This window comes from Streptomyces sp. NRRL B-1347, assembly GCF_000720325.1.
Lineage (GTDB): Bacteria > Actinomycetota > Actinomycetes > Streptomycetales > Streptomycetaceae > Streptomyces.
In genome coordinates, this window is sequence record NZ_JOJM01000003.1 from 39827 (window position 1) to 58531 (window position 18705).

The 18705-nt window shown below is 74.6% G+C and carries 4 protein-coding genes (1 of these 4 running past the window's edge); 2 read left to right on the plus strand and 2 right to left on the minus strand.

The window, feature by feature from the left end:
- Together IG74_RS50745 and IG74_RS45420 are read right to left on the minus strand one after the other, a co-directional pair.
- On the minus strand, positions 1-1680 hold the 5' end (the start) of the coding sequence (locus IG74_RS50745) for a non-ribosomal peptide synthetase (protein ID WP_030668919.1). The gene continues 20454 nt to the left of window position 1, outside the view; 1680 of the gene's 22134 nt are visible here — the first part of the coding sequence; its start codon is at positions 1678-1680; the stop codon falls past the left edge of the window.
- The gene (locus tag IG74_RS45420; protein WP_158857389.1) at positions 1677-15983 is read right to left on the minus strand and encodes an SDR family NAD(P)-dependent oxidoreductase; all 14307 of its coding nucleotides are present in this window, start codon (positions 15981-15983) and stop codon (positions 1677-1679) included. Before IG74_RS45420 ends, IG74_RS50745 begins: the two co-directional genes overlap by 4 nt.
- A gap of 455 nt (positions 15984-16438) precedes the next feature.
- On the opposite strand from IG74_RS45420, the gene IG74_RS0102720 reads away from it, so the two are divergent.
- On the plus strand, positions 16439-17194 hold the full coding sequence (locus tag IG74_RS0102720) for a thioesterase II family protein (RefSeq protein ID WP_037824320.1): 756 nt from the start codon (positions 16439-16441) through the stop codon (positions 17192-17194).
- A 110-nt stretch (positions 17195-17304) separates the two neighbouring features.
- Positions 17305-18687 (plus strand): amidase, encoded by a 1383-nt coding sequence (locus IG74_RS0102725; protein ID WP_078868529.1) that lies wholly within the window; start codon positions 17305-17307, stop codon positions 18685-18687.
- The last annotated feature ends 18 nt before the right edge of the window (positions 18688-18705 follow it).

An 18705-nucleotide genomic window follows, 5' to 3' on the forward strand; every position in this document is an offset into this window, starting at 1 on the left:
CGCGCCCGCCTTGAGGATGCCGAGCAGGGTCACGACGAGGTCGGGCGACCGGTCGAGCAGCACGGACACCAGGTCGCCGCGGCGCACGCCCCGCGCCACCAGGCAGGAGGCGAGCGCGGCACTGCGGGCGCTGAGCGCCTCGTACGTCAGGACCTCTTCCTGACCGGCCACGGCGACCGCGTCCGGGGTGCGCCGCGCCGTGTCCTCGACGAGGTCCTGCACGCACCGCTCGGCGCCGCGCTGCCGCAGGGCGGCCACGGTCGTGTGCGGCTCGTCGCACACCGCCGCCAGGACGTCGGCGAAGCGGGCCGCCAGCTCCTGGATGAACGCGCGGCTGTAGAGCTCCGGCTGGTACTTCCAGTACAGCGCGTAGCCCGCGCCGCTGCGCCACACCTCGACGGAGAGCTCGTACTCCCCTTCCTGGTGCAGCTCCTCGACCAGCCGGTAGGGCCGGTCGGCGTCGGCGATGCCGTCGAGGACGTCCTGGAAGACGAACGCCGTCTGGAACACCGGGGAGCGCCCGGCCGGGGTGTCCTGCGCGAGGTCCCGCACGAGGGCCGGGAAGGGGTGGCCGTGCAGCAGGTCGTCGGCGACGTCCCGCTGGGCGCGCGTGACGAGCCGGTCGAAGGGCTCGTCGGGCGGGAGCGCGACGCGGACCGGCACCATGTTGATCATCAGGCCCACGGTCCGGGCGAGGGCGTCGCCTTCGCGCTCGTTCACGGGCATGCCGACGACGACTTCACCGGCGTCGGAGTACGTCGCCAGGGTCGCCGCGTAGGCGGTGAGCATGGCCGTGGACACGAAGGTCCGCCGCGCGGTGGCGAACTCGGCGACGCGCGCGGCCAGTTCCGCGGGCACCTCGGTCACGAGCGTCTTCCCGGCGAAGCGGTCGGCGAGGTCCGTGTGCGGCCGGTCCGCGGGCAGGTCGAGGACGGGCAGGGGCGCGGCGAGCCGGTTGCGCCAGTAGGGAAGGCGCTCGGCGCCGCGCGCGGCCAGGGTGCGCCGCTCCTCGCGGACGAAGTCGTGGAAGCCCGCGGTGTCCTCGGGGTCGCGGCCCTTCGCCGGTACGCCGCTCACCCGCGCCTCGTACTCCTCGAACAGCGTGCTCATCAGGAGCGTCGCCGACGTGCCGTCGAAGACGATGTGGTGGACGACGACCAGGACGAGCGACTCGCCCGCCGGGCGGTCGAAGACGCGGACGCGGAACAGGCCTTCGCCCTCGTGCCCGGCCGCCCCGCCCAGGGAGAACACCCGCTTGCCCGCGCGCTCCACGGCGGCGAGCGCCTCGCCCTCGTCGGCGGTGCCCGTCAGGTCGATCCGCGCGAAGTCGAGCGCGCGGGCGGGGTCGACGGACTGCGTCGGCTCGCCCGCGTCCTGGCCGATCACGGTGGTGAGCACGGGGTGGCGCACGAGCAGCGCCCGGCAGGCGTCCTGGAACGCCGCCACGTCCAGGCCGCTGACGCGGAAGCACAGCGGCACGTTGTACGCGGCCATGTCCGGGTACGCCCGCTGGAGCGCCCACAGTCCGCGCTGGCCCTCGGAGAGCGGGTACGCGAACGCCCCGGCGGGCTGCGGCTCCCCCGCCTGCTCGCGCAGGTCGCGCAGGAGGTCGCCGACCTCACGGGCGCTGACCTTGCCCGCCTTGTAGTCCGCGATGAGGGCGCTGAGCTCGTGCTTCACTTCTCGTAACTCTCTTCGTCGAGGAGCGCGATGGCGTCGTCGAGGTGCAGGGCGCCGCTGCGCAGGCACTCGAGGACGTCCAGGACGTCGGGCGCGGTGGGCCGTTCCTCCGGCCGGGCGGACGGCAGGTCCGGCTCCGGGGCCTGCGGGCGCGTGGCGACAAGACGGGCCGGGCCCGCGGGCCACGTGGCCGTCAGGTACCCGGCGAGTTCGGCGACGGTGCCGTACTCGAACAGGGCGCTGGGCACGAAGCCGGGCGCGACCGTCGCCGCCAGGTCCTTGCTGAGGCCGACGGCGCCGAGCGACGTCAGGCCGATGTCGATCAGACCCGCGTGCGGGCCGATGTCCCGTGCGGGACGTCCCACGCGGGCGGCGACGAGCTGGCGCAGATAGCCGCGGGCCTTCTCCTCCGCCGGGAGGTCGGCCCGGTGGGCGGACGCGGGCGGCTGCGCGCCGTCGGGCACGAAGTGCCAGTGGACGGTGCCGCTCTCGGCAGCGGGGGCCTGCGCGGTGGGTGCCGTGGCGGCCGTTCCCGGTGCCGGTGCCGGTGCCGTGATCCAGTGACGCCGCTTGGCGAACGGGTACGTGGGCAGGTGCGCGCGGCGCGGGGCCGCCGTGCCGTGCGGGGCGGGCCAGTCGAGGGCGTAGCCGCCGAGCCACAGCTCCGCGACCTTGGCCCACTTGCCGCGCGCCGCCCATCGGCCGACGAGTTCCGCGCGTACGTCGTCCTCGTCGAGGAGCCGTGCCTCCGCGGGCGTCTCCGCCACGCGCCCGCGCCACACCCGGACCCCGGTGCCGTCGGTCCCGGTGCCGTTGGCCACGGCCTCCAGGCCCTCGCGGACCTCGTCCAAGTCGTGCGCGAGGATCACCGCGCGCTCGGCCAGGGCGACGCGCCCGGTCTGGAGGGTGTGGGCCAGGTCGGCCGGGTCGAGCGCGGCGCCCTCCTTGGTGTCGAGGAAGCGCAGCAGCTTGTCCGCGTAGGCGCGCAGCCGGTCGCCGTCGGTCGCCGACAGCGGTACGAGCACGGGGCCCGCCGCGTCGCCGCTCAGGGCGTGGTCGCGCACCGGGGGTGCTTCCTCGACGACGACGTGGGCGTTGGTGCCCGTGGCGCCGAACGCGCTCACTCCGGCGCGGCGCGGCGTGCCGGGGCCGCCCGCGTCCACCGTCCACTCCGCGAGGTCCGTCTGGAGCCGGAACGGCGAGTCGGCGAGGTCGAGGTACGGGTTGGTCCCGGCGCCGCCGACCAGCGGCGTCAGGGTCCGGTGGTGGAGCTGGAGGACGGCCTTGGTGAGCCCGCTGATCCCGGCGGCCGCCTCGGCGTGGCCGATGGCGGACTTGACCGAGCCGAGGGCGCAGAAGCCCTTGGCGTCCGTGCGCTTCTCGAACGCCCGGCGCAGCCCCTGCACTTCGATGAGGTCGCCGATCTCCGTGCCCGTGCCGTGGGCTTCGAGGTAGCCGATCGTCCCGGCGTCGACCCCGGCGCGCTCCAGGCAGGTCTCGATGAGCTCCGCCTGCGCGGCGACGGACGGCACCCGCATGCCGGGGGTCCGGCCCGAGTGGTTGACGGCGGTGCCCTTGATGACGGCGTACACGGCGTCGCCGTCGGCCAGCGCGCGGTCGAGGGGCTTCAGGAGCACGGCTCCGACGCCCTCCGCGGCCACGTAGCCGTCGCCCCCGGCGCCGAAGGAGCGGGACGGCGTCTCGCCCGCCAGCAGGTCGAGGCTGCCGTACGTGCGGTACTTCGCGGGGTGCAGCGAGAGGTTCACGCCGCCCGCGAGGGCGGCGTCGCACTCGCCGCGCCGCAGGCTCTCCACCGCCAGGTGCACGGCGCTCAGCGACGAGGCGCACACGGAGTCGACCGCGAGGGACGGGCCGCGGAAGTCGCAGAAGTGCGAGACGCGGTTGGCGATGGCCGCGGCGTTCAGCGCCAGGGGCGCGGGCGGGGCGGCCGGGTCGCCGTCCGCCGCGTCGTGCTGCACCAGGACGTAGTCCTGGTGCATGACCCCGGCGAAGACGCCGACGGCCCCGCGCCGTCCGCCGTCGGCCGCGGAGAGGCCCGCGGGCGTGTATCCGGCGTCCTCGACGGCCTCCCAGCACACTTCGAGGAACAGCCGCTCCTGCGGGTCGAGTTGGGCCGCCTCGGCGTCGGATATCTGGAAGAACTCCGCGTCGAAGCAGTCGGGGTCGTCGAGGAAGCCGCCGAGGCGGGACACCGGTCGCCCCGACGGGGTGCGCTCGCCGTCGAAGGTGTCGCCCGGCCAGCGCTCCTCGGGCACCTCGCCGACGCAGTCGCGCCCGGACTTGAGGTTCTCCCAGAACTCGGCGAGGCCGCGCGCCTTCGGGTACCGGCCGCTGATGCCGACGATCGCGATGTCCTGACCGACGGAACCGACGGAACCGACGGCACTGGCGGCTTCCGTGGCGGCCGGGGCCGCGACGGGGCGCGGCGCCTCGGCGTGCGCGGGTACGCCAGACGCCTCGGCCGGTGCCGCAGGCTCGTGGTGGCGGGCCAGGTGCCCGGCGAGCGCCGTCACCGAGGCGTGCTCGAACAGCAGCGTCGGCGCGAGTTTCGTGCCGAGCCGCTCCCCCAGCTCCGCCGCGATCCGCAGCAGCGTCGCGGAGTCCAGGCCGAGCGCGTAGTAGCTCGCGTCCGCGTCGATCCGGTCCTCGGGCACGCCGAGGCGACCGGCGACGACGGACTGTACGAGCGTCCGCATCGCGTCGACAGCCGGAGCGGCGGCGGCCACGGGCGCGGTCCTTTCCACCGGCGCGGCCTCGGGCTTCGGCGCGGTGGCCCGCGCGGGGTCGATGTGCCCGGCGTCGCGCACCGCCTTGGTGGTGAGCCCGGTCAGCTCGCCCAGCTTGCGCCCGCGGTCGTCGTAGAACTCCATTCCGAAGGTGAGGAGTTCGTCCCCACGGGTGATCCCGCTGCGCCGCACGCGCGTGTGACAGGCGCGGCCCAGCGGCGCGGCGGCCCTGAACGAGGCGTAGTGCAAGGGCAGGAAGAGCCGCGGCTCGCCGCCCAGGGCGACGGCGCTGGCCGCCACCGCGCTGCCGTCGATCAATGCCGGGTGGAACGAACGCTCTACCGCCCCACTCGATACGGCGGACTCGTCGACGGCCACGCTCACCCAGATGTCGTCGGACGTGGTGCGCACCGAGCCGACGGCCTTCATCTCGCCCGAGTGCACGAGCTCCTGCGAGCGGAAGCTCCGGTAGATCTCGGCGAGGTCGCGCGCCCCCTCGCCACGGGTGCGCAGGACGTCGGCAGGAACTGCCGCGTCGAAGGCGGTGGCGCCGTCCGTGAGGTGCACGTCGGCCGTCACGTACGGTGCCGGGGTCTCGCCGCGCGCCGCGTCGGTGACAGTGATGTGCCAGGTGTCCGCGGCCGTGGCGCGCGCCTCGATACGGAGGTCCACGGCGGCGCCCTCGTCCACGGCGAGCGGCCGGTAGATCGACAGGTCGCGCAGCGCGAGCCGGGCGGGGGACGCGTCCGGTGCGAGGTCGGCGCAGCAGCCGTACAGGAGGTCGATCCAGGCGAGGCCGGGCAGCAGCCGCCGTCCGTAGACGCGGTGTCCGTCCACGACGGCGTCGCGGGCGTCGACGCGCCGCGTCCACACCCGTGCCCCGGTGGCGGCCTCGGGCTCGCCGGCGCGGACGGGCGCGTCGGTGCGCACGTCGCGGCGGTCGAGCTCCGGGAGCGGCACGGGGCCCCGCTGTTCCCTGCCGAGGCGGGGCGCATCGGGGCGGCCCAGGACGACGTGCCCGTTCGTGCCGCCGTCGGCGAAGCTGCTCACCGCCGCGTACGCCAGGTCCACCGGCTCGGCGTGCCGGGGCAGGTGGAGTACGGCGGGGTCGATCGTGTAGTGCTCCATGGGCTGCTCGCCCGAGAGGAACGGCACGGTCCGCTGGTGGTGCACCATCAGCGCCACCTTGATGAAGGCGGCGATGCCCTCGGCGCACAGCGGGTGCCCGATGTTGGGCTTCATCGACCCGACGTGCAGGGGCGCGGTGCGGTCCGCTCCGTACACCTCCTGGACGGCCTTCAGCTCCAGGAGGTCCGTGAGTTCGGATCCGGAGCCGTTGACGTCCAGGTGGCCCACCTGGTGCGGGGGGCAGCCGGCCTGGCGCAGCGCCTCCCGCATCACCTGCTTCTGGGCGGTGAGGTTGGGCGTGGCGGGTCCTGCCGTGCGGCCGTCGTTGTTGACGGCGAGGCCTTCGACGACGGCGTACACGGTGTCGCCGTCGCGCTCGGCGGCGGCCAGCGGCTTGAGCAGCACCACGCCCGCGCCCTCGCCGAGGACGACGCCGCCCGCGCGGCGGTCGAAGATGTGGAACGCGCCGTCCTCGCGCAGCAGTCCGCGGCGCCGGAACAGCTCGTGCGCCTCGGGGTCGGCGAGCAGGCTGACGCCCGCGACCAGGGCCAGGTCGACGGAGCCCGCGGCCAGCGCGTCGGTGGCGACCTTCATCGCCGTGAGCGCGGACGAGCAGGCGGTGTCCATGACCATGGCGGGGCCGTGCCAGTCGAAGAACTGGGAGACGTTGGCCGCCAGGTAGTTCTGGCCCACGGTCATGATGGGGTTGCGGGCCCCGTCCACAAGCGTGCCGTCGGGCCGCTGCCCGCTGCGGGCGCCCACGTACACGCCGGTGCGCGAGCCCTCCAGGTCGGCCGCCCGGTAACCGGCGTGGTGCACGGCCTTGAGGCTCTCCTCCAGGAGGACCAGGGCCTGCGGGTCCATGGCGCGGACGTCCTCGGCGTGCAGCATGAAGTGCCCGGCGTCGAAGCCGTACACGTCGTCGACGAGCCCGGCGCGGAAGCCGGTGGCCCGCCCCCAGCGGTCGGCGGGCACCTCGCGCACGGCGCGGCGGCCCTGGGACAGCAGCTCCCAGTACGCGTCGAGCCCGGGCGCGCCGGGCAGGCGGCAGGCCATGCCGACCACGGCGACCCGGTGGTCGCCCGCGCGGTCCGGGGCCTCGTCCGTGACGCGCGGCGCGGTACGGGCGGTCGGCGCGGGCCGCGCCTCCGGCTCGGCCGCCCCGCGGTCCTGCTCCTGCTCCTGCTCGGCGCCGAACTGCGCGGCGACCTCGGCGGGATAGGTGTCGAGCAGCCAGGTCACGAGCTCGCTCAGGGTCGGGTACTCCAGGAGGACCGACGGGTCGAGCGGCACGTCGAGGCGCTGGCGGATCCGCTGGAGGACCTGCGCGAGCAGGATGGAGTCGGCGCCGTAGTCGGCGTACGAGGTCCCCTCGTCCAACTGGCCGGACTTCAGGCCCAGTTCGCCGCTGAAGGTGTCGCTGAGGAAGCCGGTGAGCAGGGCCCTGAGGGGCGCGGTCCCGGCGGTGTCCCGGCGGGCCTCGACGGTACGGGCCTGGGGCGCCGGGGCGGCCGGGCGCGCGTCCAGGAGGGCGGCCGCGTCGAAGCGGGCGGCGTCGACCCGGACCGGCATGACCACGGGTCCGCGCGGCGCGGTGAGGATCTCGTCGAGGAAGGCGAGGCCTTCGGCGTTGGTGATGCTGAGCAGCCCCGTGTCGGTGTAGGTCTTGTTCGTGACCTCGCCGAAGCCGGTCTCGCGCCAGCTCGGCCACTGGACGCTGGTGACGGGCAGTTCGTGGGCGCGCGCCTGGGCGAAGTAGTCCATGAAGGCGTTGCCCATGGCGTAGTCGCTCTGCCCGGCGCCCAGGCTCGGCAGGGCCGCGGAGACCGACGAGAAGAGGATTGCGAAGCGCAGGGCGCGCGGGTCGAGCGCCGCGAGCAGGTGCACGGTGCCGTCGACCTTCGGCGAGACGACCCGGGCGATGTCGGCCACCGGCTTGCGGACGAACGCCGGGTTACTCGTGTCGACGAGGCCCGCCGCGTGCAGCACGCCCGCGATCGGCCCGAGCGTCGACTCGACGGTGGTGACGGCCGTCGCCACCGCGTCCGCGTCGTCCAGCGGCAGCGCGAGCACCCGCACCTCGACGCCTTGCGCCTCCAGGGCGGCGACGGCGTCGGTCTTCGCCCGCACGGCGGGCGGGCAGGCCTCCGGGTCCGACCACAGGTGGCGCGGCGGCAGGGGCTCGCGGCCCGTCAGGACGAGGCGTCGTACGCCGTGCCGGGCGACGAAGTGCTGGGCGCACAGCAGACCGATGCCGCGGGTGCCGCCGGTCACCAGCAGGACCTCGTCGGGGGCGAAGGCGGGCGGGGTGCGCCGGGCCGCGGTGGGCGCCGGGGGTTCGGCGAGCACGGGCGCGAGCCGGGTGCCGTCGCGGTGGCAGACCTCCGGCGCGCGTCCGTCGTCGAGGAGTTCCCCGTGGACGACGGCCGCGAGCGCGGCGGCGTCGCGCACGGCGGGGTCGAGGTCGACGTGGCGGGAGGCGAGGCCGCGGTACTCGCTCTGGAGCAGCCGGTAGAGCGCGGCACGCGCGGCCCCCGCGAGCGGGACGCGGCGGGACGCGGCGGCGTCGGCGGTCTCCAGGCCCTGGGTGGTCTCCAGGCCCTGGGTCACGAACAGCAGCAGGACGTCCCGCGACGCCTTCGCGTCGAGCACGCGCCGCAGCAGCGCGAGCGCGCGGCCGGAGGCGCTGTCCTCCGCGATCCGGTCGATGCCCCCGGCCGGGGCGGTGTCGTCGCCGATCCCGGTCAGGTCGACCAGGGCGGAGCATGCCGCGGCACACCGGTCGACGACGCCGTCCGCGCCGGGGTCCGTCGCGTCCACCGGCGTGGTGCCGTCGACGAGTCCTGCGATCCGCTCGGCGAGGTGCCGGGTGGCGCGGTCGTGCAGGACGAGGACACCGGAGAGCCCGGAGAGCCCGGGGGCGGAGGGGGCGGGGCGCCACTGCTTGGTGAGGAAGAGCGCCGTACCGGACGCCGTACCGGACGCGGCGGGCGGAGGCGAAGCGGGTGCGGCGGCCTCCGGTACCCAGTGCCGTTCGCGCGCGAACGGGTACGTGGGCGCGCTGATCCGGCGCGGCACGGCGGCCGCGTCGGCGTGCAGGGACTGCCAGTCGGGGGCGGCGCCGCGCGTCCACAGCTCCAGGAGCTCGGGCAGCTTGCCGCGCCGCGCCAGGGTTGCGACGGTCTCGGCGAGTTCCTCGGCGGGGACGACGGCCAGGGCCTTGCGGCCCCGCTTGGCGTTGCCGCGGCAGACGCCGTCGACGGCGGTGTCACCGGCCAGGTGGCGCTCCAGCTTCTCGGCGAGCGCGGCGAAGGAGTCGGCGACGACGCCGAGGCGCTCGTCCATGGCCTCGCGCCCGGTCTGGAGGGTGTACGCGAGGTCCGCGGGGGTCACCTCGGCGGCCTCGGCCTTGCCCTGCGCGAGGGCCTTGTCCCGCGCGAAGTCCAGCAGCCGCTCGGCGTAGGCGCGCAGCCGTGCGTCGTCCTTCGCCGAGAGCGGGAACAGCTGCGGGCCGTGTCCTGCGGGGGCGGGGCGGCGGTCGGTGTGCTCGGCCACGATCAGGTGCGCGTTCGCGCCGCCCGCGCCGAACGAGGAGACTCCGGCGATCCGCGGCTGCGGCCGTCCGTCGACGACGGGGCGCTCCCAGTCGCGCAGTTCCTGGTTGACGACGAAGGGCGTGCGCGAGAAGTCGATGTGCGGGTTGAGCGTCGCGGAGTGCAGCGAAGGGGCGATCTGGCCGTGCTGGAGCTGCAGCAGGACCTTGGTGAGCCCGGCGATGCCCGCGGCGCTCTCGCAGTGTCCGATGTTGGACTTCGCCGAGCCGAGGTAGCACCGGGCGTCGGCGCCCAAGCCGGAGCCGGTGCCGGTGCCCGTGCCGTCCGGGGACGCGGCGGCGAAGGCCTGGCTCAGGCCGGTGATCTCGATGGGGTCGCCGAGCTTCGTGCCCGTGCCGTGCGCCTCGACGTAGCTGATGACCCGAGGGTCGACGCCGGACTCGCTCAACGCGTCCTGGATCGCGGCCTGTTGGGCACGCGGGTTGGGGACCGTGTAGCCGTTGGTGCGTCCGCCGTGGGACACGCCGCTGCCCTTGATGACGCCGTAGACGGGGTCGCCGTCGCGCTCGGCGTCGCGCAGCGGCTTGAGCAGGACGACGCCGACGCCCTCGCCGGGTATGTAGCCGTCGCCGCCGACGCCGAAGCTCTCGCAGTGGCCCTGGCTCGAGATGAACTGGCCGGTGCTCAGGCCCAGGTACTTGTTCGGGTGCACGGTCACGTTCACGCCGCCCGCGAAGGCGAGCCGGGTGCGGCCGCTGCGCAGGTCGCGGCAGGCCAGCTCCACGGCGGTGAGCGAGCTGGAGCACATGGTGTCCACGGTCATGCTCGGGCCGTGCAGGTTCAGCACGAAGGAGACGCGGTTGGCGACGCTCGCGTAGCTGCTGCCGAGGGCGTGCGGGTTGCCGCGGCCCGCGCCCGCGTCCGGGAACAGCAGCTGGTACTGGCCCCACATCACGCCCGCGTACACACCGACCCGCCCGGCGGCGCCGTCCCCGGTGGCGCGCCCGAGCCGCTCCCGGGTGTACCCGGCGTCCTCCATCGCGGTCCAGGCGTGCTCCAGGAACAGCCGCTCCTGCGGGTCCAGGTAGTCGGCCTCGTGCGGCGCGATGTTGAAGAACAGCGGGTCGAAGCGGTCCACCTCGCCGATGAAGCCGCCCCACTTGCTGTAGTGGCGGCCGGGCACGGTGCGGTCCTGCTCGTAGTACTCCCGCCAGTCCCAGCGGTCCTCGGGGACCTCGACGACGCAGTCGCGTCCGGCGCGCAGGTTGTCCCAGAACTCGCGGACGTCCCGCGCTTCGGGGTAGCGGCCGGACAGGCCGATGACGGCGATGTCCAGGGCGGAGTCCTCCGCCGTGGGGGCGGCGGCGCGCTCGTCCACTGCGGGAGCCTCGCGGAGGGCCGTCGTGACCGCCGCACGCGGCGGCTCGGGCGCCACGGCTTCGGGGTGTGCCTCCGCCCGCTCGGCGCCGCCGTCCGCGAACATCTGCTCCAGGACGGCCCGGTGGCCGCCGAGGAAGTAGCCGCCGAGCTCGGCGAGCGTGTGGTACTCGAACAGCAGCGTCTTCGGCAGCGAGCCGAACGTCTTCTCCAGGCCCGCCGTCAGCTCGGTCGCCAGGATCGAGTCCATGCCGTACGAGCCCAGGGGCTCGGCGTCGTCGATCTCGCCGGGCGGCAGCTGGGTGAGGCGGCACAGCTCCGCCTTGACGAACTCCAGGGTGCGGGCGCGCAGGGCCCGCTCGTCGGGCGCGCCCGTGGCCTGCCCGGTGCTCGTGGCCCGCCCGGCGTCGGGAGTGGCCCTGACCGTCTCCGGGGCGGGTGCCGCGTCCAGGAGCGCGCGCGTGCCCGCCGCGCGCTCTCCGGCCCAGACGACGACGTGCGGCTCGGCGCTGTCCAGGGCGCGGTGGAACGCGTCGATCCCGGCGTCCGTGGCCATCGGCAGGAAGCCGCCGCGCAGCCGCAGGGCCTTGCGGGTGTCCTCGTCGGCGCCCATGCCGCCGCCGTGCCACAGCGGCCAGGCGACCGACAGGGTCCGCCCGCCGCGCTCGCCCGCGGCGACGCGGGTGGCGCGGTGGCGTGCGAACTCGTCGAGGAAGGCGTTGGCCACGGCGTAGTCACCCTGGCCTACGTTGCCGGTCGCGCCCATGACGGACGAGAACAGCGCGAAGAAGTCCAGGTCGAGGCCCTTGGTGGCCTCGTCGACGGCGTGGCAGCCGGCCAGCTTGGGAGCGAGGACGCGGCGGAACTCCGCGACGGGCTTGCGCTGGAGGAAGGCGTCGTGCAGGACTCCGGCGGCGTGCAGGACACCGTGCAGGGCCTTGTGACGTCGCGTCAGCTTGCGGACGAGGCGCTCGGTGGCGCGCGCGTCGGTGACGTCGAGGACGTGGTACTCGGGGTGCGCGCCCTCGGCGCGCAGCGCCGCCAGCTCCGCCTCGATCGCCGGGCCGAGCGGGGACCTGCCGGTCAGGCACAGCGCGGCTCCGGGGGCGCGCCGAGCGATGTCCCTGGCGAAGATCCGGCCGAGGCCGCCCGCTCCGCCGGTGATGAGGTACACGCCTCCGGCGCGCCACGGCACGGGCGCCGCCTCGGGCGCGGCGCTCTCGTCCAGGGGTTCCCAGGCGAGGACCGTGCGGGTTCCGCCGCCGTGGCTGACGCGCTGGTCGTCCGTGCGGCGGCTCTCCGCCTCCAGGATCTCGGCGAGGTGTGCCGCCGAGGCGTCGGCGGGCACCGCGACGACCTGGCCGACGAGGGCGGGGTGCTCCAGGCGGGCCGTGCGCAGCAGCCCGGAAAGCGCCTGGTGGAGCGCCTGTTCGCCGTCGGCGTGGGTGAGGACCTGGAGGAGCACGGATCCGGTCGGCTTGCCGATGAGCAGCCCGCGTACCGCGCGGAGCAGTTCGACGGCGTGCTCGGCGACGGCGTCCGCCACCGGGGCGGCCTTCCGAGTGGCGGCGGCCTGCTCGGGCGGCTCCAGGAACGTTACTTCTGGGACCAGGCCGCGCAGTTCGTCGAGCCGGTCGTCGAAGCCGCAGGCGAGCACGAGCCTCGCCGTGTGCGCGGGCGCCCCGGTGTCCGCCGGGGCGTCGGCCGCGCGCCATACCGGGCGGAACAGTGTCACGTCGTGCGTGGCCCCCGGCTCCCCGGTGGCCTCCGTGGTCTTGCGCATGGAGTAGCCGCGCAGCCGCGCGAAGATCCTTCCCTGGGCGTCGCAGAGGTCGAGGTCCCAGCGCCGCACCTGGCGCGAGGCGGTCGGCACCGCGCGGATCCACGCGTACGCGGCGCTCGGCGTCGCTCCGTGGACGTCGACGCGGTCGAGGGCGAAGGGCAGCGCGAGGCCGCCCGCTTCCGCCGCCCGGACGTCCGGCGCGAAGGCCGCCTGGAGCGCGCCGTCGAGCACGCTGGGGTGCAGTACGTAGTCGTCGAGGGTGGCCGCGACCTCGTCGGGCACGGCGAGCGCGGCGAGGAGTTCGCCGTCGCCCAGGCGGATCTCGCGCACCGCCCGGTGCGCGGGGCCGTAGTCGAGCCCGGTGGCGCGCAGCGTGGCGTAGAAGTCGTCGATGTCGAGCACCGCCGCGCCCGTACGGGACTTCAGGGCGTCGAGGTCGAGGGGCTCGGGCGGGGCCGTCCGCGTGCGCGAGGCCACTCCACGCGCGTGGACGACGTCGGCGGCACGGATCTCGAAGGCGACCGGGCGGTCCCCCGCGGCCGACGCATCGCCTGAGGCCGGGGCGTCCCCGGTGGCCGGACCCTGGCCGGTGGCCGGGCCGTTCGCGCTCTCCGTCAGGACCGTGCGGACCGTCCGCGTCCCGTCCGGTACGACGACGGGCCGCGACCACACCACGTTCTCCAGGCGGAGCACTTCCGCGCCGTCGGCGGCGGGCAGCGTACGGCTCGCGGCCTCGCGGGCCATCTCCAGGGAGGCGACGGCGGGCAGCACCGGCTCGCCCGCCACCCGGTGGTCGCGCAGGAAGAAGTCCTCCGCGGCGAGGGTGGAATCGAAGGCGGCGAGGGCGTCCGCGTCCGGCGTCGCGCGCTGGAGCAAGGGGTGCCGGGGTGCGGCCTGCGCGGCGGGCAGGTCCTGGTCCGCACGGTCTCGGGACGGGTCGGCGGCGGGTTCGTCGCCGACCCAGTAGTGGTCGCGGTCGAAGGCGTGCGTGGGCAGGGGGACGCGGCGCGGCCGGGCGCCGCCTGCGTGGTGCGCCTCCCAGTCGACACCGGCGCCGCGCACCCACGCGGCCAGGACGTCCTCGGCCGTGGCGCCGGGGGCGGCCTGCGGTGCGGCGTCCCGCTCGGCGCGGCCGCGCAGGACGGCGGGCGACGGGGTGCCCGCCACGAAGTCGTCGAGGAGCGCGGTGAGGGAGGCGACGCTCGTCACCGGCAGGCCGAGCCGCTCGGGCAGCTCCGCGCGGCCCACCTGCGTGGTGTACGCGATGTCCCTCAGGTCGGCGTCGGCCGGGCGCTCCTGCCGCAGGTGGTCGAGCAGGCGCCGGGCCTGGCGCAGCAGTTGGGGGGTGCTGCGGGCGGACAGGACGACCATCGAGGGCCCTTCGCCGCCGCGGCCGTCCGCGTGCGGCGCGGCTCCGGCGCGCGGGGACTCCGCGGCGGCCGGGAACTCCTCGACGACGACGTGGGCGTTGCTGCCGCCCGAGCCGAAGCTGCTGATCCCGGCGCGGCGGGCGGGGCGCCCGTCGAGGTCCCAGTCCGAGAGGCGGGTCACGACGGAGAACGGCGAGGCGTCCAGGTCGATGTGCGGGTTGGGGCGCTCGTAGTGCAGCGAGGCGGGCAGCTGCCGGTGCTGGAGGGCGAGGACGGTCTTGAGCAGTCCGGTGATGCCCGCGGCGGCTTCCAGGTGGCCCAGGTTCGTCTTCACCGAGCCGAGCGCGCAGGGCGCGTCGCTTCCGGCGAACGCCTTGGTGAGCCCCTGGACTTCGATGGGGTCGCCGAGGGCGGTGCCGGTGCCGTGGGCCTCCACGTAGCCGATGTCGCGCGCGCTGACGCCCGCGTCGGCGAGGGCGGCTTCGACGAGGCTCGCCTGGAGGGCGGCGCTGGGCACGGTCAGGCCGCCCGCCTGGCCGCCGTGGTTGGTGGCGCTGCCCTTGATGACGGCGTGCACCGGGTCGCCGTCGGCGAGCGCGGCGGCGAGCGGCTTGAGGAGCAGGGCGACGCCGCCCTCGGAGCGCACATAGCCGTTGGCCGAGGCGTCGAAGGTCTTGCACTGCCCGTCGGGCGACAGCATGCCCGCCTGGTGGTAGGCGATGCTGTTGGCCGGGTGGCACAGCACGTTGACGCCGCCGACCAGGGCCGTGTCGCACTCGCCCGCGCGCAGCGCGCGCAGGGCCGTGTGCACGGCGACGAGGGAGCTGGAGCAGGCGGTGTCGAGCTGGACGCTCGGGCCGCGCAGGTCGAAGAAGTACGAGACGCGGTTGGCGATGACGGCCATGGAGGTCGCCAGGCCGCTGTGCGCGCGCACGGGCACGCCGCGGGTGTCCATGACGCGCTGGTAGTCCGAGCCGCTGGCGCCGACGAAGACGCCCGTCCGCGTGCCCGCGACGGCGCCCGGCGCGTATCCGGCGTCCTCCAGGCAGGACCAGGCCAGTTCGAGGGTCCAGCGCTGCTGCGGGTCCATGTGCCGCGCCTCGTACGGGGTGACGCGGAACAGGCCCGCCTCGAAGGCCCCGGCGTCGGTGACGAATCCGCCGCGGTCGATGCCGGGGTGGGTGTCGGGCCCCGTGCCGTCGGGCCACTGCCAGCGCCCCTCGGGCAGGGTGCCGACGGCGCTGCGGCCGGACGTGAGCAGCTCCCACAGTCCGGCGCGGTCCTCGATGCCGCCGGGCAGACGGCACGCGGTGCCGATGATCGCCACGTCACGGGAGTCGTCGGAGCGCTCGGCCCGAGCGGCCGCAGCGGGCGAGGCGGGAGCGACAGGCGGAGCGGCGGCGGTAGCGGCAGGCGGAGCGGGAGTGGCAGGCGCGGCGGCCACGGCGGTCGGCCGGGCGTCCGGCGCATGGCTTGTTTCCTCGCTCCTGAGATCTTCCAGATAGGAAACGATCAAGGCGCCGGTGTTGTGCTCGAAGAAGAAGAGGGAGGCGAGTCCGATTCCGTATCGGGATTCGATCTTTTCCTGAAGATCCAGAAGCCCCGCGGAGTCGAATCCCAGCTCGAAGAGAGGGCTTTCTATAGGGTGTTCGATTCCCTCGTAGTCGCCGCCGAGTATAGCGTCGAAGAACTCCCGTATTTCTACGGCCAGTTGTCCGCCGGGCGGAATGGAGGCCGCCGCGGACTTCTCTCCTTCGCTATGGAGAATTCGCACTCGCTCCTGACGGTCCGACAGGTCGTAGACGACGAGGACGCCGTTTCCCTCGTTGACCAGATCGCCCGGCCGATATCCCGGGACGAGCGCGCGGATCTCGGCGCCGTGCAGCTGGTGCATGCGCAGGACGGTGTCCAGGCAGCGGCCCTGTACGTTCGTCGCGCGGATGTACGCGGCCAGCTCCGCCTCCGGGTGCCTGCCGAAGTCCCTGCACCGGGTCACGCCGACCGCGGTCCGCACGGACGCCTCGCCATCGGCCCACGTCAGGAGGTGTTCCAGCAGCATGTCGCCGAAACGGAAGCTCTGCTTCGACGGGTCGACGTTCAGCGAGAGGACCTGGGCGACCGGCCCGTCGGGGCGGTGCAAACGGTCGGCCGTGTCGAAGGTCGCGGAGAACACGTCGTCCGGACTCCCGATGCGCTGGGAGTAGATGACGGCGTGCACCGCGCCGTCGGACTCGACGACGAACTGACCGACGGGATAGGAGAAAAGGCGCCGGCGGATGACTTCTTCGGAGACGCGGAGCGGCTCCGCCCAGCACAACTCCTCGAGTTCGAGAAGCCGAGGCATATCGGAGAGACGGGCGTGCCGAATGACGTCAGTGCGCTGCTGAACCATGTGTACGTACGCCCCGTCCCCCGTGCCCGGCGTTTCCCACCGTCGAGCAGCCGTCTAACTCGCCTACTCACTGACGACTGTCCCGCAACACTGCGTCACGAAAGGGCCAACCGTCAAGCACCAATTTCCATGCCTCGACGGCAGTCGCGTGTTCCGGTTGTCCGGAATTCATGGTGGCCCGCGGACCCAGTGGGTGCGAGCTGCGGGGACGGAGTCACGAGCCGATCGCCGCAGTGGCTCGAAATATACCTCAGCGCCTCCGGACCCCCTCCGGTGTCACATCGGGGGCGCGCGGAGCTTAGGGTAGCCCTCGCTCGCGCACCACTCGCGCCCGAGCACCACCAGCAGGACCGGACACCCCCCGGCTGACCTGCGCCACTGGCACGACGCGGAGAAGAGGCACCGTGATGGCAGCGACCGGCAGCGCCTGGGTCCGGCGGTTCCATCCGGCACCGGAGACGGGCGCCCGCGTCGTCTGCTTCCCGCACGCGGGCGGCTCGGCGACGTACTACTTCCCGTTCTCCGCCGCGCTCTCACCAGCGGCGGACGTGCTGGCCGTGCAGTACCCCGGTCGGCAGGACCGCCTCCAAGAACCGTGCATCACGGACATTTCCACCCTCGCGGACCGGCTCGCCGATGAGCTCGCAGGCTTGGCCGACCGGCCGCTGACGTTCTTCGGGCACAGCATGGGCGCCACGGTCGCCTTCGAGGTCGCCAGGCGCCTGGAGGCACGCGGTGTCATCCTGCACGGCCTGTTCGCCTCCGGGCGCCGGGCGCCGTCGCGGCAGCGCGATGAGCACGTGCACCTGCGCGACGACCAGGGGCTCGTCGAGGAGCTGCGGCGGCTGAGCGGCACCGACGCGGAGCTGCTCGCCGACGAGGCGGTCCTGGCGATGGTCCTGCCCGCCATGCGCGGTGACTACCGCGCCATCGAGACCTACCGCTACCGGCCGGGGCCGCCCCTGAACTGCCCGGTCCTCGCGCTGACCGGTGACAGCGACCCGCTGGTCGACGCCGCCGAGGCCAGGGCCTGGGCGCAGCACACCGTGGCGCCGTTCCGGCTGCGCGTCTTCCCCGGCGGTCACTTCTTCCTCGGCGATCACACCGAGTCGGTCGTGCGGGAGATCACCGACCACCTCGGCGCCACGGCGCCGGGCCGCTGACCCCTTCCCGGTACGCGGGAGCAACGGACAGCACACCGTACGCAGCACGCAGGACACAGAACGAGGAGCTGGGAGCGCTGGAGCTCGACGAGTACGCGTCCTTCGACGCGGTGGGGCTGCGTGAGCTGATCCGGACGCGCGAGGTGAGCGCGGCCGAGGTCGAGGCCTGTGCGCGGCGCGCCCTTGAGCAGGCCGACGGGGAGCTCAACGCGCTGACGCAGCCGCCGTTCGACCCGTCCCTGGCCCATGAGCCCGATGGCCCCTTCGGCGGGGTGCCGTTCGTCATCAAGGACAGCGGGCCCTTCGCGCAGGGCGTGCCGTTCACCATCGGCAGCCGCGCCGTCCAGGGCGCGTACGCCCTGGTCGACCACGACCTGATGGCCCGGTTCCGGGCCGCGGGCCTGGTGGCGCTCGGGCAGAGCACCGCGCCGGAGTTCGGTCTGAGCTTCGCCACCGAGTCGGTGCGCTACGGCCCGACCCGCAACCCCTGGAACCCGAAGCGCGGCGTGGGCGGGTCGAGCGGCGGCGCGGCCGCCCTGGTCGCGGCGGGCGCGGTGCCGTTGGCGCACGCGAACGACGCGGGCGGCTCCATCCGCGTCCCGGCCTCCTCGTGCGGCCTCGTCGGCCTGAAGCCGGGCCTGGGGCGCACGCCGTGCGGGCCGATGAGCGGTGAAACCGCTTTCGGGCAGCTGGTGGAGTTCGCGGTCACGCGCACCGTGCGGGACACCGCCCACCTCCTGGACGCCGTCTGCGCGCCCGCCGTCGGCGACAAGTACCAGGCGCCGCCGCCCGCCCGCCCGTACGCCGAGGCGATCCGCACCGACCCCGGGCGGCTGCGGATCGCCCTGACCACCCGGCCGTGGACCGGCGGCACGGTGGACCCCCAGGTCGCGGAGGCGGCGGTCACCGCGGGCCAGGTCCTGGAGTGGATCGGCCACGCGGTGACCGAGGCCGCACCGGACGTCGACGGCAGCACCGTCATCGAGGCCGCGATGCTGACGGTCGTCACCACCGGCGGCGCCGTGCTGCGCGGCACGCCCCGCAGGCCCGACCCCGCGACGCTGGAGGGGGTGTCGCGGCGCGTGCTCTCCGAGACCGAGGAGTTCACGCTGCTCGACGTGATGTCCGCGACCGAGGCGCAGAACGTGGTGACGCGGTCGATCGGCCGCTTCTTCCAGGAGCACGACCTGCTCCTGACGCCCACGCTCGGCCGGCTGCCCGCGCCGCACGGGACCCTCAACTACGACCACGACGGGCACTCGGCGCGCTCGTGGCTGAACCGCCTGTTCACGTACGGGCCCTTCACCGCCACGTTCAACGTGTCGGGGAACCCGGCGATCAGCCTGCCCCTCGGCCAGAGCCGCGAGGGCCTGCCCATCGGCGTGCAGCTGGTCGCCGCGCACGGCCGCGAGGACCTGCTGCTCCAGGTCGCCGCCCAGCTGGAGCAGGCCGTCCCGTGGCGGGACCGCACGCCGCAGGTCTACGTCGGCTGACCTGCCGCGCACGCACCG